This is a genomic window from Amycolatopsis sp. NPDC005232 (assembly GCF_040607795.1).
In the GTDB taxonomy this organism is placed as follows: Bacteria; Actinomycetota; Actinomycetes; order Mycobacteriales; family Pseudonocardiaceae; genus Amycolatopsis.
Map to the genome: position 1 here is coordinate 17,906 of NZ_JBEXHL010000028.1, position 19,377 is coordinate 37,282.

Annotated in this window: 19 protein-coding genes; 13 read left to right on the forward strand and 6 right to left on the reverse strand. The window is 71.2% G+C overall.

The genetic code is table 11. The features are described 5' to 3' along the window. The first annotated feature begins 10 nt into the window (after positions 1-10). Together ABZU76_RS37495 and ABZU76_RS37500 are read left to right on the forward strand one after the other, a co-directional pair. Positions 11-691: a TetR/AcrR family transcriptional regulator gene (locus ABZU76_RS37495; RefSeq protein ID WP_354878590.1), complete on the forward strand. Its 681-nt coding sequence runs from the start codon at positions 11-13 to the stop codon at positions 689-691. Beyond that, positions 691-1,965: a cytochrome P450 gene (locus ABZU76_RS37500; RefSeq protein ID WP_354878593.1), complete on the forward strand. Its 1,275-nt coding sequence runs from the start codon at positions 691-693 to the stop codon at positions 1,963-1,965. The genes ABZU76_RS37495 and ABZU76_RS37500 overlap by 1 nt, the downstream gene beginning before the upstream one ends. On the opposite strand, the gene ABZU76_RS37505 is transcribed toward ABZU76_RS37500, so the two are convergent. Both ABZU76_RS37505 and ABZU76_RS37510 read right to left on the reverse strand, forming a co-directional pair. Further along, positions 1,937-2,731, reverse strand: a complete 795-nt coding sequence (locus ABZU76_RS37505; RefSeq protein ID WP_354878596.1) for a hypothetical protein — start codon at positions 2,729-2,731, stop codon at positions 1,937-1,939. The genes ABZU76_RS37500 and ABZU76_RS37505 overlap by 29 nt on opposite strands. A gap of 106 nt (positions 2,732-2,837) precedes the next feature. Then, positions 2,838-3,131: a hypothetical protein gene (locus ABZU76_RS37510; protein ID WP_354878599.1), complete on the reverse strand. Its 294-nt coding sequence runs from the start codon at positions 3,129-3,131 to the stop codon at positions 2,838-2,840. 252 nt (positions 3,132-3,383) lie between these two features. Between ABZU76_RS37510 and ABZU76_RS37515 the strand changes: the two genes are divergently transcribed. From ABZU76_RS37515 to ABZU76_RS37530, 4 genes are all read left to right on the forward strand, one after another. Further along, positions 3,384-3,797 (forward strand): hypothetical protein, encoded by a 414-nt coding sequence (locus ABZU76_RS37515; protein ID WP_354878602.1) that lies wholly within the window; start codon positions 3,384-3,386, stop codon positions 3,795-3,797. Positions 3,798-3,940: 143 nt separating this feature from the next. After that, complete coding sequence (locus tag ABZU76_RS37520) at positions 3,941-4,549, forward strand: pentapeptide repeat-containing protein (RefSeq protein ID WP_354878604.1); 609 nt, start codon at positions 3,941-3,943, stop codon at positions 4,547-4,549. 40 nt (positions 4,550-4,589) lie between these two features. Further along, entirely contained in the window at positions 4,590-5,189 is a 600-nt protein-coding gene (locus tag ABZU76_RS37525) for a sulfite oxidase-like oxidoreductase (RefSeq protein WP_354878606.1), read from the forward strand. After that, a complete protein-coding gene (locus ABZU76_RS37530; protein WP_354878609.1) occupies positions 5,159-5,902 on the forward strand; it encodes a ferredoxin reductase in 744 nt (247 codons plus the stop codon). The genes ABZU76_RS37525 and ABZU76_RS37530 overlap by 31 nt, the downstream gene beginning before the upstream one ends. Positions 5,903-6,003: 101 nt before the next feature. On the opposite strand, the gene ABZU76_RS37535 is transcribed toward ABZU76_RS37530, so the two are convergent. Together ABZU76_RS37535 and ABZU76_RS37540 are read right to left on the reverse strand one after the other, a co-directional pair. Then, a complete protein-coding gene (locus ABZU76_RS37535; protein ID WP_354878612.1) occupies positions 6,004-8,559 on the reverse strand; it encodes a helix-turn-helix transcriptional regulator in 2,556 nt (851 codons plus the stop codon). Beyond that, positions 8,556-9,698, reverse strand: coding sequence for a molecular chaperone DnaK (locus ABZU76_RS37540; protein ID WP_354878615.1), 1,143 nt, complete (start codon positions 9,696-9,698; stop codon positions 8,556-8,558). The genes ABZU76_RS37535 and ABZU76_RS37540 overlap by 4 nt, the downstream gene beginning before the upstream one ends. A 522-nt stretch (positions 9,699-10,220) precedes the next feature. Here ABZU76_RS37540 and ABZU76_RS37545 point away from each other — a divergent pair. The 5 genes from ABZU76_RS37545 to ABZU76_RS37565 all read left to right on the forward strand — a co-directional run bounded on the left by ABZU76_RS37545 (position 10,221) and on the right by ABZU76_RS37565 (position 16,505). Further along, a complete protein-coding gene (locus ABZU76_RS37545) occupies positions 10,221-11,249 on the forward strand; it encodes an IniB N-terminal domain-containing protein (protein WP_354878618.1) in 1,029 nt (342 codons plus the stop codon). A 99-nt stretch (positions 11,250-11,348) separates the two neighbouring features. Next, positions 11,349-13,121: an isoniazid inducible protein IniA gene (locus ABZU76_RS37550; protein ID WP_354878621.1), complete on the forward strand. Its 1,773-nt coding sequence runs from the start codon at positions 11,349-11,351 to the stop codon at positions 13,119-13,121. Continuing rightward, positions 13,118-14,311, forward strand: a complete 1,194-nt coding sequence (locus tag ABZU76_RS37555) for a GTPase (protein WP_220246808.1) — start codon at positions 13,118-13,120, stop codon at positions 14,309-14,311. Before ABZU76_RS37550 ends, ABZU76_RS37555 begins: the two co-directional genes overlap by 4 nt. 95 nt (positions 14,312-14,406) lie before the next feature. Then, complete coding sequence (locus ABZU76_RS37560) at positions 14,407-15,966, forward strand: long-chain-fatty-acid--CoA ligase (RefSeq protein WP_354878624.1); 1,560 nt, start codon at positions 14,407-14,409, stop codon at positions 15,964-15,966. Then, positions 15,966-16,505, forward strand: coding sequence for a TetR/AcrR family transcriptional regulator (locus ABZU76_RS37565; RefSeq protein WP_354878627.1), 540 nt, complete (start codon positions 15,966-15,968; stop codon positions 16,503-16,505). Before ABZU76_RS37560 ends, ABZU76_RS37565 begins: the two co-directional genes overlap by 1 nt. On the opposite strand, the gene ABZU76_RS37570 is transcribed toward ABZU76_RS37565, so the two are convergent. Continuing rightward, the gene (locus ABZU76_RS37570; RefSeq protein WP_354878869.1) at positions 16,502-16,903 is read right to left on the reverse strand and encodes a pyridoxamine 5'-phosphate oxidase family protein; all 402 of its coding nucleotides are present in this window, start codon (positions 16,901-16,903) and stop codon (positions 16,502-16,504) included. The two genes, ABZU76_RS37565 and ABZU76_RS37570, sit on opposite strands and share 4 nt — an antisense overlap. Positions 16,904-17,034: 131 nt before the next feature. Here ABZU76_RS37570 and ABZU76_RS37575 point away from each other — a divergent pair, with 131 nt between their 5' ends. Both ABZU76_RS37575 and ABZU76_RS37580 read left to right on the forward strand, forming a co-directional pair. Then, positions 17,035-17,358: a hypothetical protein gene (locus ABZU76_RS37575; RefSeq protein WP_354878629.1), complete on the forward strand. Its 324-nt coding sequence runs from the start codon at positions 17,035-17,037 to the stop codon at positions 17,356-17,358. 477 nt (positions 17,359-17,835) lie between these two features. After that, a complete protein-coding gene (locus tag ABZU76_RS37580; RefSeq protein ID WP_354878631.1) occupies positions 17,836-18,417 on the forward strand; it encodes an NADAR family protein in 582 nt (193 codons plus the stop codon). On the opposite strand, the gene ABZU76_RS37585 is transcribed toward ABZU76_RS37580, so the two are convergent. Continuing rightward, positions 18,375-19,355, reverse strand: coding sequence for a Gfo/Idh/MocA family oxidoreductase (locus tag ABZU76_RS37585; RefSeq protein WP_354878634.1), 981 nt, complete (start codon positions 19,353-19,355; stop codon positions 18,375-18,377). The genes ABZU76_RS37580 and ABZU76_RS37585 overlap by 43 nt on opposite strands. Between the last annotated feature and the right edge of the window lie 22 nt (positions 19,356-19,377).

Below are 19,377 nucleotides of genomic sequence, written 5' to 3' on the forward strand. Positions count from 1 at the left end.
GAGTGCGCTGGTGGCAGGCACATCGGTAACGGGCACATCCGACCCGGGCTCGCGCCGGGAACAGGCCGAGGCGACTCGCGAGCTGCTTCTCAGAACGGCAGAACGCCTGTTCGCCGAACGCGGGCTCGCGCAGGTGTCCAACCGCCAGATCGTGGAGGCCGCCGGACAGGCCAACAACTCCGCGCTGGCCTACCACGTCGGCACGCGCGAAGACCTGATCCGCGCCATCACGCGCTCGCACGTCGAGCCGATCGCCGCGCGGGCGAAGGAACGCGTGGCGGCCGCCCGGCGGTCGAAGCGGCCGCGCGACCACGTGGCGAGCCTCGTGCTGCCCTACACCGAGCACCTCGCGAGCCTCGGCAACCCCAGCTGGTGCGCCCGGTTCCTGGCGCAGGTCGTGACCGATCCGGCGCTGCTCGACGTCGAGGGCGTCGAGCCGGTTCTGGCCGTCGAGTTCGTCGAGGGCACGGCCGCGGTGTGGGCGCACGTGACGCCGTTGCCGGCCGCCGAATCGGCTCTGCGGAGCCAAACCGCGCGCGTCGCGGTGATTCACACGTGCGCCGAGCAGGAACGGCTCGCCGCGGCCACCGGCGTGCCGGCCGACTGGGCGCTGGTCGGCGAGGCCCTGACCGACGCCCTCACCGGTTTGCTGACCGCCCCGCGTGTTCCCACCATCCGGAAGGATCGTTGATGACCGCCGCGAAACCGCCCACGATGCGCCGCCCGGTCCCGCCGGAGATGCTGAAGCGCGGCAAGTGCCCGTTCGACCCGCCCGCCGTGCTCGCGGAAAAGGCGCCGGTGTCGCGGATCGAGCTGGTCAACGGCGCGCACGCCTGGGTGATCACCGGCTACGAGCAGGCCCGCGCGGTGCTGGCCGACACGAGGTTCAGCTCCGACAACGTGCGCAACCGCAGCGCGATGGACCTGCGCCCCGGCGAAGTCGGCGAGGCGCGCTGCCCCGTGGACGTGGCCCAGCGCGAGGACGGCCGGTTCCTGTTCATGGACCCGCCCGAGCACACGCGGCTGCGCCGGCTGCTCACCGGCCAGTTCACCGTGCGGCGCATGCAGTTGCTGGAAGAGCGGATCCGCGAGATCTCGATCGAGCACCTCGACGCGATGCGCGCGGCCGGGAACGAGGGCGACATCGTGCCCGCGTTCGCGCTGCCGTTGCCCTCGCTGGTGATCTGCGAGCTGCTGGGCGTGGACTACGCGGACCGCGCGGAATTCCAGGAGCACACCGGCATCGCGCTCAACCTGACCAAGAGCGACGAGGAGCGCGCGAAGGCCTCGGAGTCGATCTACGCGTTCATGCGCAAGCTGGTGGCGCACAAGCGCGAGCACCCGGCCGACGACCTCGTGTCCGGCCTGATCCACGGCGACGCCGACCCGGCGCTGACCGAACAGGAACTGGTCGACATCGCGACCGTGCTGCTCGGCGCGGGCCACGAGACGACGGCGAACATGCTGGCGCTGGGCACTTTCGCGTTGCTCGAACACCCGGACCAGCTGGCTCTGGTGCGCGAGGACCCGTCCGTGCTGGACAACGGCGTCGACGAGCTGCTGCGCTACCTCTCGATCATCCACATCGGACCGAACCGCGTCGCGACGGAGGACCTCGAGGGCGGCGGCGTCACGATCCCGGCGGGTGACACCGTGCTGATCTCGGTGCCGCAGGCCAACCGCGCGGCCGAGCACTGGCCGGAGCCGGCACGGCTGGACCTCAAGCGTCCGCGCACGCCGCACCTGGCGTTCGGACATGGGGTGCACCAGTGCCTGGGGCAGCAGCTTGCCCGAGCTGAGCTGCGGGTCGGGCTGGCGGAGCTGGTGGCTCGCCTGCCGGAGCTGCGCCTGGCGATTCCCGCCGAGGAAGTGCCGCTGCGCACGGACATGCTCGTCTACGGCGTGCATTCCCTGTCGGTGGCGTGGTCGGCGAGCGCTAGCGGAACCGGGGCAGCGTCAGCGTGAGTGCGGCCGTCGTGAGCCAGGCCAGCAGGTCGGGCAGCGGGACGCGGGAAAGGCGTTCGGGCCACTCGTCGGCGACGGTGTGGAGCACGAGCTCGTCGTCGGCCGGCCGCACGCCGGTGAGCCGCAGCCCCTTCGGCAGCTCGGGCAGTGGCAGCACGACGGGCCGGATCCGTTTCGGGGCGCGGAACTCCCGCTGTCCGATGTGGAGGGTCGCCGGGGTCAGCACCACGGCGTCCGAAGCGACGGCGGGCGTGAGCGTGAGCCGGCCCCAGCCGGGGCGCTTGGCCCAGCGCACCTGAAAGCCGTCCTCGTGCGGGGTCGCGACGAGATCCGGCCGGGCGTCGGCCACGCGTTCCCGCACGACGCTGCCGGGCACGGTGATGTCCAGCTCGACCTCACCCGGGACCACGGTGGGAGTCGGGAGGCTGCGCAGGCGGACGTCCTTGGCCAGCAGGACAACGCGGCGCAGCGGGATGGTGCTCGTGGCGGACGTCGGCCACTCGACGTCCTCGGCGACCAGACGCACGTCGCCGAGGCGGCCGGTGGCCAGGCGCAGGGAATCGGCGGGGTAGTCGAGTTCGGTCAGGACGAAGCGGGCTTCGCCGCCGTTGGCCTTCGCGGTGAGCCGGCGGCCGACGAGCTGTTCGGTGACCGTGCGCGCGAGGGCGGCCGGCGTGGCGGGCACGTTCGGCAGCAGGGAACGACCCGCCGCGGCGGCGAGGCCCGCGATTTCGGGCCAGCCCTCGAACCATCTGCCTTCGCTCACCCGGACATCGTATGGGGCGCGGTAACCGGTCGCTTCCGGCTGTGGCGTTCGCCGGGCGTTTCGCCCAGTGTTGGCGTGAAACACGTTTGGCCGGCAGAAAAACGGGTCAGCGGGCGACGAGTCGCGCGATGATCCCGCTCACGACCAGCCAGAACACCGCGGCGAGGCCGTAGTCGAGGATGACCGCGAGGTCAGGGTTGCTCACCGGGAACAGACCCGGGAAGAACAGCGCGAGCGGGTCGGCCAATGACCGGATGAAGATGAAGAAGCCGTTCGCGGCGTTGGCGCCGGCAAGCAGCATCACCAGGTAAAGCACCTCGATGAACGCGAACAACGCGCCGATTCCGGTGATCACTCGGGCTGCCGTGTTAGTTCTGGTGGAACTTCGCCATCTGGACATGCTGGTTAATTCCCACTTCCGAGTGAGGGTGAAACGCGTCACCGGTCAAATTGCGCCGGTTGGTCGACGGGGCGCCCGGCTCGGGACCGCACAGCGACGACTGGTGCCTCGTCAAGCAACGTTGATCAGGTAGTCGGGTTGTCGGATGGGTTGCGCCGGCGGACATGACCGGCGACGGCTGTGGTCTGCGCGGCGTGAGTTCGGACGAGAATGCCGTCCGCGTTGCGCCAAGCGGGAACTAGATTCGCGCGAGTGCGCAGGTTGATCGTCGTGGTGGTGTTGCTCGGGCTGGTGTCGGCGGGGTGCACCCGGTCGGTGGTGCCCGACCAGGGGCCGATGGTGGCCCCGGCGGGGTACTCGCTGCCCAAGGGGGCCGAACAGGAGGTCAGTCCGGGGATGGATCCGGACCTCACGGTCGAGCTGTCGGTGGGCGGTCTGGTCAAGCTGGACTACAACACCGCCCAGCGCGCCCTTGACGGTCGGATCTGGTCGGTGCTCCGGCTGGCCCAGGTGGACGGCGAGACCTCGATCTACCAGGCGGTCGCGCCGGGCAAAGTGGGCTTGGTGATCACCCCGCACGGTTACTCGTGTCCGCCGCGCGCGGTGGACTGCGACGTGGACACCAAAGGGCCGTTGAAGCTCCTGGTGGTCGTGACCCCGACTTGATCGGCGACTCGGAGGGTCGCGCCCGGTGATCACGCAGATCAGCGTTCGCGTGGTGTCATCGATCGTCCGCGATCAGGATGGACACTCGACTCGAAGATCAATTACCGCACCAGCCACCATTGACGAGGCACTAGCCTGACCGCGTGCCCGACACCGCTGAGCCTGCCGAGATCGAGCTGACCTTCCGCCGCGAAGACTGGTACGCCGAGGAGTTCACCGGGCGGCGCTTCGAGCGGTGCGAGTTCCACGACGTCGACCTCACCGAGGCCGTCACTCGCGGTGTCTCGTTCGTCGACTGCGTGTTCGGCAACGTGCGCTTCAACGCCTCGAAGCACGTGGACACGGCGTTCACCGGCTGCAGGTTTACGCGCTGCAACCTGTTCGACGTGGAGTTCAGCGGGTGCAAGCTCGTGGGGAGCCGGTTCACCGAGTGCTCACTGCGGCCGATGAAGGTGCTCGGGGGCGACTGGTCGTTCGCGGGACTCGCGGGCGCGGACCTGCGCGGCGCGACGTTCCAGGGCGTGCGGATGCGCGAGGCCGACCTCACGCGCGCGGACTGCACGGGGGCGACGTTCGCCGACGTCGACCTGTCGGGTGCCGAGCTGCTGGAGGTGAAATTCGGTGGCGCCGAGCTGCGGGGGAGTGACCTTTCGGCGCTCGACCCGGTGCACGCCGAGCTCGGCGGGGCGATCGTGTCGCCTGAACAAGCGACGGTGCTGGTGACATCGCTCGGATTGCACGTTCGCGGGTAGGCTGCGCTGGGCGTTGGAGGGTCGGCGAAAGGAGTCCGCGATGGGTGTCATCACACCGGGGTTCACCGGTCGCGCCCGCGGCGGCAACCCGCGGCTGCCGCCGGGCCAGTACCTCACGGAGGACTTCCCCGTGCTGTCCGCGGGCCCGACGCAGCGCGTGCACCTGGACAAGTGGGAGTTCGCGGTCACCACGGAGAAGGGTGAGAAGCGCTCGTGGTCATTCCGCGAGCTGACCGCCCTGCCGAGCGAGAAGTTCACCGTGGACATCCACTGCGTCACGCAGTGGTCCAAGCTCGACACGCGCTGGCGCGGCGTGCCCGTGGAAACGCTGATCGGCGACCTCGACACCGAGGCCGACTACGTGCTGGCGCATTCCTACGGCGGCTACACCACCAACCTGCCGCTCGCCGACCTGCTCGGCGGGCAGGCGTGGATCGCGTACGAGTACAACGGCAAGCCGCTCACCCCGGAACACGGCGGGCCGGCGCGGCTGCTGGTGCCGCACCTGTACCTGTGGAAGTCGGCGAAGTGGGTGCGCGGGCTGGAACTTGCCACGAAGGACGAGCCGGGCTTCTGGGAGTCCTCCGGCTACCACGACTACGGAGACCCATGGCGCGAACAGCGGTATCAGGGCGACTAGCTTGGCGCGTCGCGTACCTCGCGGAGATCCGCCAGGAGACGCCGACGGCCCGCACCCTCGTGCTCGACGTCCCCGGCTGGCCCGGGCACCTCGCGGGCCAGCACATCGACGTCCGTCTCACCGCCGCCGACGGCTACACCGCCCAGCGCAGCTACTCCCTCGCCGCGCCCTCCGACGGTGACCGCCTCGAGCTGACGGTGCAGCGCGTCGCCGGCGGCGAGGTCTCGGAACACCTCACGGGCCCCTACGCGGTCGGCGACCCCGTCGAGATCCGCGGCCCGATCGGCGGCTGGTTCGTCTGGCGCCCCACCGACCCCGCCCCCGTCCTGCTCGTCGCGGGCGGCTCCGGCGTCGTGCCGCTGATGGCGATGATCCGCGCCCGCCGCGCCGCCGGGAGCCGCGCGTTGTTCCGCCTGGTGTACTCCGTGCGGACCCCCGCGGACCTCTACTACGCCGCCGAGCTGCGCAAGCCGTACGCCGGCCTGGACGTCACGTACGTCTACACCCGCGAACTCCCCGACGGCGCCCCGGGAATTCCGCGGCGCATCAGCGTCGCCACCCTCAACACGGCCAGCTGGCCGACAGACTTCGGGCCCACCACGTTCGTCTGCGGGCCCACCGCCTTTGTGGAAACGGTGGCCGACGCGCTGTTGGCTTTGGGCCACTCGCCGCACTCGATCCGCACGGAGCGCTTCGGTCCCAGCCGCGACTGACACCAGGCCGGTGACTCCACCCCAATGCGGCGTTGGTTGCGCTCAACGCACCGAACGCCGCATTGGGTGCGCTGGACGCACCGAACGCCGCATTGGGGGAGTCAGGAGAAGTCGGGTTTGGCGAGCAGCTCCCGAAGCGTCGCGAGCAGCTCACGCCGGTCCGCCGCACCCAGCTTGGCCCGGATCCGCGCCATGTGGTGTTCGACGGTTTTGCCGGAGATGAACAGCTTGCTGCCGGCCTGTTTGTACGTCAGGCCGTCGACGACGAGGCGGGCGACTTCGAGCTCGCGTTCGCTCAGGGTGCTGAGGCCGGGGGCGGCGCCGGGTTCCGGGGTGGCGGATTCGCGGCGGCCGGTGCCGGCCTGGAACTGGCGGGCGGCTTCGAGGAGCTGGACCATGGCTTTGCGGTCGGACGTGCGGATGGCGGCCTGGCCGGCCAGCCGGGCGGCGTCCCAGCAGAGGTCGAGTTCGTGGAGTTCCGCGGCGGCCGCGGAGACCTCGTCGTGGTCGAAGGCGCCGCCGAGGACCGCGAGCCAGCACGTGGCGGCGCGGGCCAGCGCCGCGGGGTAACGGCCGTGGCCGGCGAAGCTCGTCAGGGCGGCCAGCTGGTGGGAAGCGGTGTCCAGGTCTTCCACGGTGATGGCGGCGTGGAGCTCGTGCCAGCACAGGGAGACAGTCCACAGTGGAGGGTTGCCGAGCTCGCCGAGCATGGCGTGGGCGTGGCGCAGCTGCCGCGTGAGCTTCGCGTGCGCGCCGGTGCGGGCGGCGGCGATGGCCAGCTCGCCCAGCGGCAGCAGGGTGAACAGGTCGGTCTGCTGCCGCATCGACGCCTGGTACGCGCGGTCCCACGACTGCTGCAGCCCCACCAGGTCGCTCGCGCGCCGGGCGAGGCCGAGTTCGAGCGTCGCGAAGAAGAGCTCGTCGCGGGCTTCGAGGCGGGTGCCCGCCACGGCGTCGCGGTGTTCGGCGGCGGCGGTGAGGTGTCCGCTGGTCATCGCGACCCAGCCGAGCAACAGCCGGTGCCGCGCGGTGAGCAGGTCGCCGCCGACGTCGCTGGCCAGCGCGCGGTCCAGCACCGATTCGGCCAGCCCCAGCTCGCCCGAGTGCAGCCCGACGAGCGCGGCCAGCGCGGCCGGGCTGTCCGGCAGCGGCGCGCCCGTGGCGGCCGGCTCGAGCATCGCGGCCGCCCCGACGAGCGCCGAGAGCGTGTCCGCGCCCTGCCCGCTCACCGAATCGACGACGCCGCCGGCCGTCCGCGCGACGGCGCCGGCGAACAACGTCGGCGCCACCCCGGGCACGGGCGCGTCCACCAAGGTCCGCGCCGCGTCCAGCTGGCCGGACCCGACGAGCGCGATCGCGGCGAACGCGTTCGCGGCCCCGCGCCCGGCCCACCGGTACACCTCGGGCCCGCGGGCGTTGTTCCACGAAGGCGCCCAAGCCTCGCCGGGCACGGGTGCGTTGTGGCCGGGCATCGGTCGGGGTGCGCCCCAAGTCGACGCCGTCAGATCCGGCCCGTCACCGTCCCCAGGCGCACAAGCGTCCGCCGCGGCGGCCCACCGATAGAGCTCCGCACTCCGCGCCAGCTCACCCCGGTGCGCCAGCACCGTCGCGGCGATCTCCGCCCCGGCGGCCCGCGCCTCGGGATCGTCGCCGCTCAACATCCCGTCACCCAGCCGTAGCGCTGTGTCGAGGTCACCCGACAACGCCGCCGCCCGGGCCCACCCCGTGGTCACGGCCGTGTCGCGCGCCCCCGCCTCGGCGGCGGCTTCGAACAGCCGCGCCGCCAGCTTCGTGTCCCCGGGCAACGCCTCACCCGCGGCCGCCGCGAAGGCAGCCGCCGCGCTCGCGCCCGAACTTCCCGTGTCCAGCAACGACTTCGCCAGCTCCAGCACGGGCAACCCGCCCCGCAGCTGGATCTCCACGAGCTGCTGCAACACCGTCAGCCGACGAGCCGGCGGCCCGTACGTCCGCACGGCCTCCGCGGCGACCGGCAACAATTCGTCGTTCGCGTCGAGCAGCCCCGTCGCGCGGGCACCGTCGACGACCTCGGGCAACCGATCCGGCGCCAGCTCCAGCAAGGCGCACAGCAGGTCGAGATTGCGGCCGGCGCCGGCCTCCGCGGCGATCAAGTACCGCAGCACGTCGTCGTCGAGCTCCGCCAGTTCGGCCCGGAACTCGCCGAGCTGCCCGGTCACCGCCCGCTCCACCAGCCGTGGCACCCCGCCGGTGCGGGAGTGCAACGCGGCGGCGGCCGTCCCGTCGACGAGCCGGCCCGTGAGCTGCCGCGCGAGCGCCCCGACCTCCTCGGCGTCCAGCGGCGGCAGCGCCACCTGCCGGGCGAAGGGTTCCGCCAACGCGCGCAAAGCTTCCGAACGCGGGTTCGGCCGGTGCGCCAGCACGACCGGTCCCGCCAGCGCCGTCAATCTCGCCACGTCCTCCTCGCCGAGCTGGTCGGCGTCGTCGACGAGCGTCGCGTCGACGCCGGCCTCGCGGCAGCCCGATTCGAGCGCGCCGAGCAGCGTGGTCTTGCCGTAGCCACCGGGCGCGACGACCACGAGCCGCGCGGGCGTCGCGGTCACAGCCGCCAGCTCGGCGAGGAGCAGGCGCGCAACGGGGTGGACGGCGTCGGTGCCGGTTTTCGCCAGCAGTGCGTTCAACAGTGACCTTCACCGGTGGGGGCCGCGCCCGGGCGGGCGCATGACGTGAGGGACGCGGGGTGGGCCGGGGCGGTTCCCTTGTCCGCCGTGGCTTCGTGGGAGGAGAGAGCGGCGATCAGGACCGAGGAACCGATCGCGAGCACTGCGGCGGCCGCGGCGAGCGGACGCCAGCGGCGCAGCAGTTTCGCGGCGCCTTCGGGCGGGGGCAGTTCGAACGGCGTGATGTCCACCGGCGGCGGGGAGGGCCGCTCGGCGAGCTCGGGTACCGAGTCGACCTTGGGGATCAGGGTCGTCTCCGCGACGGGCTGCTCCCGCCGGGCGGGCGGGCTCATCCGTTGAGCGGCGAGGCTACTGGCTCCGAACGCGGCCGTGAGCGGGGGCTGGGGTGAGGCGAACACGGGGCACGGCAACCGGCCCGGCAGCGCGCCCGGCCCGGGTTCGCCGGAGAACACGATGCCCGCCAACGCGTCGGGCAGCACCGAAATCCCGTGGGCGAGCGCGAAAGCCGTGCTCACGGCAGCCGCGGGCGCCACGCCCTCGGTGCTCGTGCGCGCCACCCAGCCGCCCGCGCCGGACGCCGTCGCGAGCGTGACGGTGACGCCGTCGGGCCCGAACTCGCACACCGCGGCCGTCTGATCGCCGGGTCCGGGATCGGGCAGATGGGCATAAAGGGCGCCAAGGGAACTGGGCACCAAAGTCACGGCGGCGAAGCCGGATTCACCCAGCGCTCGTCGCAGAAGGTCACTCCGGTAGTCGCCCCAATCACCGGGGTGGGTGACGACGAGGTGGCGGGGTGCTCCTCCCAGTTGAGCGCCCGCGTGCTCCGCGATGCCCTCGACGAGGACTGCGGTGAGTGACTCCGGCGAGAACCGCTCGCCCCCGACGAACACGGGGACGTCGTCGCCGATGCGGCGGTGGAACCCCGTCAGCAATCGAGACGGAACGCTCGTTCCGGCGCGCGCCGCGGCGTCGCCGGTGAGCAAGTAACCCTCATCGTCCAGGAATAACGCGGTGGCCGCGGCCGGCGAGCTCTCGCCGAGCCACAGCGGTTCGGGGGCGCCCCAGCCGTCGGCAAGTTTCCGACGGGTGGCGGCGTGGGTCCGGGCGTGGGCGACATCGATACCGAGCACATAGGGCAACGCCGCTTCCTCCCTTCGTCGCACCGGGACGGGCCAAGGAGAGCAATCCGCCCCCTAGGGGTACGCCATCCTCACCCGTTCGGGTCATCCGGGCAAGCTCGGGTGGGATTTACCCAACCGAGCCCCCGAACGGATGAGCCCGTAACTCCCTAACGATCTCATATCGACCCCCTAACGGCTGAGCGAGCTGCGACTGTTAGTGAACGCCGATGTGAACGGGGGTGCGGAGCCGGTTTCGAGGGGCCGTCCCGGAGGGGTGCGCGGCCGAATCCCCGGGCCCCCGGCGATCCTCACGCGATCGGGTCACCAACGACACGCGAATGTCGGTTTTAACCCCACTGGCGGGCCGATGAGTCACCCGCGCTCCCTAACGGGGAGCCGCCGACCCCCTAACGGCGCAACGCGCGACAACTGGGAGTGAACCCCGATGTGGACCGGGAGCCCCGTCTCTACCTTCATCGGCAACCTGGCCGGGGACGGCCGGGCCAATCCCCCGCAGTCAACACCTCTGGAGATCCCCACATGGACCCGGTGCAGACCCTGCACGATTTCACGCTCACCCTGCTCAGCGACCCGATGTCGCTGGCCGCCTTCGCCCAGGACCCGCAGGCCGCCCTGCAGGCCGCCGGCCTCGGCGACATCAGCGCCGCCGACGTGCACGAGGTCATGCCGCTGGTGCTCGACTACATCCCGGTCGACGACCTGGGCTCGCTCGGCAACCTCCCGCAGGCGGGCGACCTCACCGGCGTCCTCGCCGACGGCCCCGCGGGCGCCATCGAGCAGCTGCAGGCGCTCACCTCGTCGCTGGGCCTGCCCGGCGTCGACGGCCTCTCGGTCCCGGCGCTGCCGGCCGTCCCGGGTCTGCCGGCGTTGCCGGCCGTCGGCGAGCTGCCCGCCGTGGGCGACCTCCCGGTCGTGGGCGAGCTGCCCGCCGTCGGCACGCTGTCCGGCGTGACCGACCTGCAGAACACCGCCGCGGGCGTCACCGCCCTCGCGCAGGACCCGACCAGCGCCTTCGGCCTGGTCAACGACCTCTCGGGCGGCCTCGACGCCGGTGCCGTCAGCGGCGCCGTCGCGCAGGTCCAGGACGTTGCCGGCCAGGTCACCGGTGCCGTCGACGGCGGTTCGGCGCTCCACGCGAGTGACCTGCCGGTCGCCGGTGGCGCCATGGCCCCCGTGGGTGGCCTGACGAGCAACCTCGCCCAGGCCGCCGGCGGCGTCGAGGGCCACGTCAGCGACCTCGCGGGCTCCGTCACCGACCAGGTCGGCAACCTCACCAACGGCCTCGGTGCCGGCGGCCTGGACCACGCCGTGGGCGGCGTGACCAACGAGGTTCAGGGCCTCACGCACTCGGTCGTTCCGGACCTGGGCGGCGCGAGTGCCGACGCCCACACCGGCACCGACGCGCACACGGGCACCGACGCCGGCCTCGGCGCGGTGCACGACACCGTCTCGACCGTCACGGACCTGGGCCAGCACACGCTGGGCATCGACCTCCAGGCCGGCGCCGAGACCAGCCACGGCGGCGGCGGGCTCGACCTGCACCTGTGATCCACAGGCATTGACGGGAGTGGCTCCGCGGTCTGGGTGCGACCGCGGAGCCACCACCCGGTTCGCTTACTCCTCGTGCACGGGGGACACTCCTTCGACGTGACCGCTTCCGCTTGGCTCGAAGTGCTCGACGAGACCTTGGACGCCTGCCGGTCCCACGGCCGCGAAGACCTGGTGCAGCGCCTGCGCCGGCGCCGCGACCGGCCGCCAGGCGCGACCCGAGTCGCCGTGCTGGGTTTTCCCAAGCAGGGCAAGGGCTACCTGGTCAACGCCGTGCTCAACGCACCCGTCTGCGCCGTCGGCGACGCCGCGACGCCGGCCGTGCCGGTCGAGATCGGCTACTCCGCCGAACCCGCCGCCACGCTCGTGGGCCGCGGCAATGAACGCGTGCCCGTGCCGGTCGAAAAGCTGACCGGCGAACTCGGCGCACGCCCCCCGGGCTCGCTGCGCCGCGTGGAGGTCGGCGTGCCGCGCGAACTGCTTTCGGCGGGCCTCGTGCTCGTCGACACCCCCGCGATCGGCGACCCGCGCTCGCCGCGCACCGCCGCCGCCCTCGACGTGCTGGCTGACGCCGACGCCGTCGTGATCGTCTCCGACGCCACCACCCCGCTCAGCGAGGCGGAGGTCGCGCTCGCCCACCACGTCCGCACGTGGTGCCCCCACGTCGTGGTCGCCCTGACGAAGATCGACGTCTGCCCGAGCTGGCGCGCCGTCGCCGAACGCGACCGCGCGCTGCTGGCGGGCGCCGGCATCGACTCGCCCGTGCTGCCCGTGTCGGCCACCGTGCGAATGGCCGCGGCGAAGGCGGGGGACCAGGACCTCAACTCGCGCTCCGGTTTCCCCCCGCTGCTCACGTGGATCGCCGAGCAGGCCGCGCGGCCACCCGAGCACACGAGTGCCGTGCTGGCGGCCCTGAGCGTGCGTGCGGCGACCGCTGAGCTCGTGGAGACGCTGCGGGCCCGTGCGGAGCTCGCCGGGCAGGACGCGGGCGTGGACCAGACGACCCTGCTGCACCGCGCGCAGCGCAAGGCCGACGAACTGCGCAAGCGCAACACCCGCTGGCAGAACCTGCTCGCCGACGAGATCGGCGACCTGCAGTCCGACGCCGAGTACGACCTGCGCGAGCGCACCCGCAAGATCGTCGAGACCATCGACGAGACCTTCGACAAGGGCGACCCGGTGAAGGTGTGGGACGAGTTCGGGCCGTGGCTCGACAAGACGCTCGCCGAGGCCGTGGAGACGAACTACAACTTCACCGCCGACCGCGCGGAGTGGATCGCGCAGGCTGTCGCCGCGGCGTTCGGGGCGCAGTACGACCTTCACGACCTGCGGCTCGGGGAGTCGGGCGCCGAGCTGATCGCCGATGTCCGACAGCCGCGTATCGAGGGGTTCAAGATCGGGCAGAAGCTGTTCACGGGTCTGCGTGGTTCCTACGGCGGTGTGCTCATGTTCGGCCTCGTCACGAGCCTCGCCGGGCTGCCGCTGATCAACCCCGTCTCGCTCGGCGCGGGCGCGGCGTTCGCGGCGAAGACGATCAGCGACGAAGGCGGCATGCGGCTGCAGCGCCGCCAGGCGGTGGCGAAGATGACCGCGCAGCGCCACGTCGACGACGTCTTCCTGCGCTTCTCCAAGGAGTGCCGCGACGCCATCCGCAGCGTGCAGCGGAAACTGCGGGATCACTTCACGGGGCTGGCCGAGGAGCTGGCCGACCAGCTCGCGCGGGAGCGCGAGACGATCATCGCCGGCTCGGCCGAGCGGGAACGGCGGATGGTGAAGCTGCGCCGCGAGATCGAGCGTCTGGCCGGTCTGCACCAGCGCGCCGGCGAGCTGGGTGTGCTCGCGGGCCGCGCGCCGAGGGAGCTGCCGGCGTGACCGAGGACGTCCGCGGCCTGCTGGCCGAAGCCGGTGGGCTCTACCGCGACAGCCCGCGCGCGGCCGCGTCGCTGCACGAAGCCTTCAACCACCTGGACGAACCGCTGCGCGTCGGCATCACCGGTGCGCCGGGCACGGGCAAGTCGACGCTCGCGGCGGCGCTCGGCGAAACGCGGTCGTTGCGTGATCTGACGTTGGTCGACGACCCGTCCGCCTCGGTGCTGACCGACGCGACCGTGCGGCTGCTGCGCCACCTCGAGCCCGACGAGCTGGCGAGCACGCACCCGGCCGCGCGCTCGGCGTTCGCGCGGCAGACGGCCGTGGACACGGTCCTGGTCCTCGCGCGCGCCGACGAAACGGGCGCGGGCCGCATCGACGCGCTGCTCACGGCCAAGCAGCTGGCGCGCCGGGCGTGGCGCGAGGATCCGTTGTGCAGCGGGGCGCAGGGCGTGATCGCCGTGGCCGCGCAGCTCGCATACGGCGCCCGCGCGTTCACCGACGACGAGTTCGAGCTGCTGGCCGCGTTCGCCGCCGTGCCGCGCGAGGAGCTGGAGCGCTACCTGCTGTCGGTGGACGCGTTCACCGATCCCGCGTTCCCGGGGCCGGTTTCGGTGGACACGCGGCGTTCGCTGGTTTCGCGGTTCGGGTTGTTCGGGGTGAAGCTGGCGCTGACGTTGATCCGCACGGGCAGCGACAGCCGCGTGAAGCTGTCCACGGAGCTCGTGCGGCGCAGCGGCCTGGGGGAGCTGCGCGACACCGTCGCGGGGTGCTTCGCGGCGCGCGCTGAGGCGCTGAAGGCGCGCACGGCCGTGGTGCGGCTGGAGACCGTGCTGCAGAACGAACCGCGGCCGGGCAGTGACCGGCTGGAGGCGCGGGTGGAGCGCTTCGCGGCGACCGCCCACGACTTCACGGAGCTGCGCCTGATCGCCGACATCCGCGGCGGCCGGACCGCGCTGTCCGGCGAGCCCGCGGACGAGGCCGTGCGGCTGCTGGGTGCGCAAGGGACGACGCCGGAGGAACGCCTGGGCCTCGACTTCGAGACGGACCCGCGGGAGGTCTACGCCGCCGGCGCGGACGCCGTGCTGCGGTGGCGGCACGAGGCCGAGCGGCAGGACCGCCCGCCGGCCGAGCGCGCGGCCGCGCACGTGGTGGTGCGCAGCGCCGAAGGGGTGCTGGCGCTCTTCGCGTGAGCGAGTTTCCCCTGGCCGGGGTGTTGACGGCGGGGGTTTCGGCGTCGCACCATAGAGCACTCTATGGCGCTGGTGCCTGCGAAGGGAGCCGCAGCATGGCTGTCGACGAACGTCCCGACTTCCGTCTGCTGGGAGACGTGCTCGAACACTGGGCGCGCGAGCGGGGCGACGAGCCGGCGGTGACCTTCGGCGGCGTCACGCGGACGTGGGCGCAGTTCGACGACCGCGTGCGGCGGCTGTCCGCGGCGCTGGCAGCCGACGGCGTCGGCCGCGGCGACCGGGTGGCGTTCGTGGACAAGAACCACCCGGCGTGCCTTGAGGTGTCCTTCGCGGTGGCGGCGCTGGGGGCGGCCAACGCGATCGTGAACTGGCGGCTTTCGCCCGACGAACTGGCGTACATTCTCGCGGACTCCGGTGCGGAGATCGTGTTCGTCGGCGCGGAATTGGTGCCGGTTCTGGAGGGGATCCGGGATCGGCTTCCTGCTGTGCGGCAGTTCGTTGTCGTGGGCGGGGACTCCGACGCTTTCGAGGCTCTTGTTTCGGCGGGTGATCCGTCCTCTATGGACTTTCCTTCGGTTGCCGAGGATGACGGTGTGCTCGTGATGTACACCAGCGGTACCACGGGATTCCCGAAGGGTGCCGTGCTCACTCACCGCAGTGTGCTGACGCACGGCACCGCGGTGGGCACGGCCTTCCCGATGGTCGACGGCGACAAGAACCTCGTGGCGATGCCGCTGTTCCACGTCGGCGGAACCTGTTACGCCATCGTGGGTTTCCTCACCGGCCTGCCGACGATCATGACCCGCGAACCGGACGCCCCGTCGCTGTTCGGCGCCCTGGCCGCGGGGGCGACGCACGCCTTTCTCGTGCCGGCGGTGGTCGGCGCGATCGTGCAGGCGGGGGAACAGGCGATCGCCGGCTTCTCCCGGCTGAAGTACCTCGGTTACGGCGCTTCGCCGATGCCGCTCCCGCTGCTGCGCACGGCGCTGGCCGCGTGGCCGGACATGGAGTTCGTGCAGGTGTACGGCATGACTGAGCTGTCCGGCGCCGTGACCACTCTCGACGGCGTCGCGCACCGCGACGCGTCTCGCCCCGAGCGTCTGGCTTCGGCCGGCACGCCGGTGCCCGGGGTCGAGGTGCGGATCGTCGACCCGGCGACGTTGGAGGACACCGAGTCGGGCGAGGTGTGGATCCGCACGGACCAGCGGATGTCGGGCTATCTGGGCAAACCCGAGGCCTCCGCCGAGACGATCGTCGACGGCTGGGTGCGCACGGGCGACATCGGCCGCGTCGACGACGGTGGGTTTGTATTTCTCGAAGACCGCGTGAAGGACATGATCATCACCGGCGGCGAGAACGTCTATTCGCCCGAGGTGGAACGCGTGGTGGCCGAGTTCCCCGGCGTCGCGGAGGTCGCCGTGATCGGCGTACCGGACGAACGGTGGGGTGAGCAGGTGAAGGCCGTGATCGCGCCGATGCCGGGCGAGGTGGTCGACGTGGACAAACTGCTGGAATTCTGCCGGGAGCGCTTGGCGCACTTCAAGTGCCCGGGCAGCGTTGACGTGCTTGAGGCATTGCCGCGCAACGCGACGGGGAAGATCCTGAAGCGCTCGCTGCGGGAGCCCTATTGGCGGGATCGGGACCGCAACGTCTGATGGCCGCGGTGACCCGGGAACAGTATTTCGAGGCGGCGCTCGGCGTGCTCGCCGGTGATGGTTTCGCCGGCTTGAACGTCGGCCGTTTGTGCCGCGATCTGGGTGTGACGAGCGGGTCCTTTTATCACCATTTCGGCGGCTGGTCGGCGTTCGTCGAGGATCTACTGGTCTTTTGGGAGAACCGGCAGGTTTTGATCCTGGCCTCGGGTTCATTCGGCCGCGCCGGCCCTGCCGCCGATTTCGCGGCGCTGATGGAACTGACACTCGGCCTGCACCACAAGGCCGAGGCGGCGATCCGTGCCTGGGCGGCCAACGACGAGGCCGTGCGCGCGGCCCAGAAGCGGGTGGACGACGCCCGGCTGAAGACCGTGGGGCGGGCAGTCAAGGGTCTGGTGGGTGATGCCGCCCTCGCTCGCACCCTCACCGCCCTCGGCCTGGCGATGCTCGTGGGACACCAGCAACTCGCGGCCGCCGGTGAGGACACGGATCTCGCCGCCTTGATCGCGGAGTACACCTGGCTGGTGCACGCCCGCGCCTAGGCGTTGCCGATGACCTTCCTGACGCGGATCTCCAACACCACCCGCTTGGGATTCGGCTTCGGCTGACGGTACCTCGCGGCATACCGATTCTCGGCGTCCTTGACGGCTTCCGGGTCGTCGCGGAGGACCATGAGTCCTTCCAGTGTCGACCAGACGGGCCCTTCGAGCTGGCAGACCGCCGCCGCTACGCCACCCTCGCCCGCGGCCTTGGCGAGGCGCGCTTTGTGGGAGTCGGAGAACGTGATCACCCTCGCGATACCGGCCTCGAAGTCGACGGTGACCCCCACCGCCACGACGTGCGGCGTGCCGTCCGGCCGGACCGTGGTCAGGGAAGCGAGCCTCCGCTCGGTCCAGAAGGCCCGGAACTCGTCGCTGCGCGCGGTCAGATCGATCTCCATGCCGGCCACGCTAGCTGGCTGGGTGGCCAGTACCGGGCGGGGGCCGGGCTCGCGTGACCTGGTTAATGCTCGTCGCCGCGATATCCTTCGGCTCGACCGCAGCGACCCGAGAGGTGATCACCTTGGTAACGATGGAGACGTCCACCGGCGTCAACGTGCAGAACCCCACCGAGAACAACATCGCTGCTGTCATGGAGTCCCTGCCGCGTGGCGGCCATCTGATTCTCGATGGTGGCGTCGAGAACACTTACTGGCAGGTTTGGTATACCCCTAATGGGACGTACCAGCTTGAGTACCGCGACGGTGCCCCTTCTCGTCATCACCAGACGTTGACTATTTCCCGGGACAAGATCACTGCCGCAGCTGCTGGATGGCTTGCTGGTGACGAGTCTTGGAAGTTGGCGTTCGCCTGGAAGAACATCGGCGACTGGTTTGAGGGTGCGGCCGAAGACTGACCGGTTGCCGGGCATTTCGGGGCCATCTGGTTGGTTGCGCGGATGTCGTTGCATTGACACCCCCCACCCATGCTGGAACGAAAACTCCTTTAACATCCTTTCCCCCGCCGGCCCCCCGATTCTTTACCTTCTCTACGGTGCTCGCTTTGTGTCAAGGTACGCTTTCCAGCCTTGCCAGGGTGGGTCGCCCAGCGTTGCCGAGGCGAGCCGCCCAGCATCGCCTCGGAGGGTCAACTCGCGTTGCCACCGTGATCCGGACCCCTCGAATCCCACAGCGAATCAACCACCCCCACCAACCACCCTCACCCTGCCTCGCACCACCAAACCCCCCCCAACAACAACCCCACCCCATATCCCACTCGGCGACAAACCCCCATCCCCCATCCAGCCGCCCTCGTTCCCCCAAACCCCAGCCTCCACCCCGTCAACCTGCGAAAACTTCGGGCGAAACTCCCTGAAGTCGTTCACACTGTCGGTATGGGACCACAGCCGCGGACGTTCGATGAGCTCTGTCGTGCCTTAGACCGGGGGCGGAGGTTCAAGTACCTGCCGTTCTGGGGGCACCGGCCGGAGCCGGGTGGGCGGATCGGGGCCGGGTGTCTGAGCCAGTGGTGGCCGGCGGGGTTCGAGGTGGACGGGCGCCTGTTCGCGACCGCGGAGCACTACATGATGTGGCGGAAGGCGAGGCTGTTCGGGGACGAGGGCGCGGCGCAGCGGATTCGGGTGGCGCCGCATCCGGGCGCGGCGAAGGCCCTCGGTCGCGAAGTCAGAGGCTTCGACGCCGAAGTGTGGAACGCCAATCGGTTCGACATCGTCGTCGAAGGGAACGTGGCGAAGTTCGGGCAGAACGCGGGGCTGGCCGAGTTCTTGGCCAACACGGGGGAGCGCGTGCTCGTCGAGGCGAGTCCGGTGGATCGGGTGTGGGGGATCGGGCTGGCGCCGGACGACCAGCGCGTGGGCGAGCCCCGCGCGTGGCGGGGGCTCAACCTGCTGGGGTTCGCGTTGATGAAGGCGCGTCAGGACGTGGGGACGCGAGGGCGCAAGCCGGCGGCCTCGTAGATCGCGTCGACGACGGTCATGGTTTCGATGGCGTCCGAGGGGGGCGTCAGGCTCGGCACCTCGCGCAATACCGCGTCGGCGAAGGCTTCCAGTTGGTAGGCGTACGAGGGCCGGTGGGAAAAGCGTTCCACTGAGCGGGAATCGCCGCGTCGAATGGACAGGCGGTGCCAGAACTGCGGTGAGAGAGGGTTGATCGCCCGCAGCTCGCCGCCGCTGCAGACAACGCGGGCGCTGATGCGCAGGACGTCCGACGACCACAGCGAGGCGCGCACGCGGCCCGACGCGCCGGACGGGAAGCGCAAGGACGCCGTCATGGCGCGGTCGATTTCCGGGGAACGCAGCTTGGCGCGGGCATCCACAACAGACGGGGTCGCGCCGCCCAGAACGCGTGCCATGTGGACGGCGTAGCAGCCCGCGTCCATGGTGGCGCCGCCCGCCAGGGACAGGTTGTAGCGGATGTCCTTGAAGCGCGGCAGCGGGAAACACACCGCGGTCTCGATGTGCTGCACCTCGCCCAGCTCGCCGGACGCCAGCAGTTCCTCCATGCGCCGCGTGAACGGGTGGTAGCGGTAGTGGAAGGCCTCCATCACCACGAGCCCGGCCGCCTCGGCCGCGTCGGCGACGAGGCGGGCCTCGGAAGCGTTGGCGGTGAAGGGTTTCTCGCACAGCACGTGCTTGCCGGCAGCCAGGGCGGCGAGGGTCCAGCGGCCGTGGAGGCCGTTGGGTGTCGGGTTGTACACGGCGTCGATGGACGGGTCGGCGAGCAGCTCTTCGTAGGTTGCGTGCACCTCGGGGATGCGGTGCTTCGTGGCGAACTCGTGGGCGCGCGAGATGTCGCGCGCCGCGACGGCCGCGATGTCGACGTCGGGGTTCTCCCGGGCCGGCTTGAGCAGGGCTTCCGGGACGATTCCCGCGGCTCCGAGCACTCCGATGCGCATGATCGAACCTTAGCGGACCAGC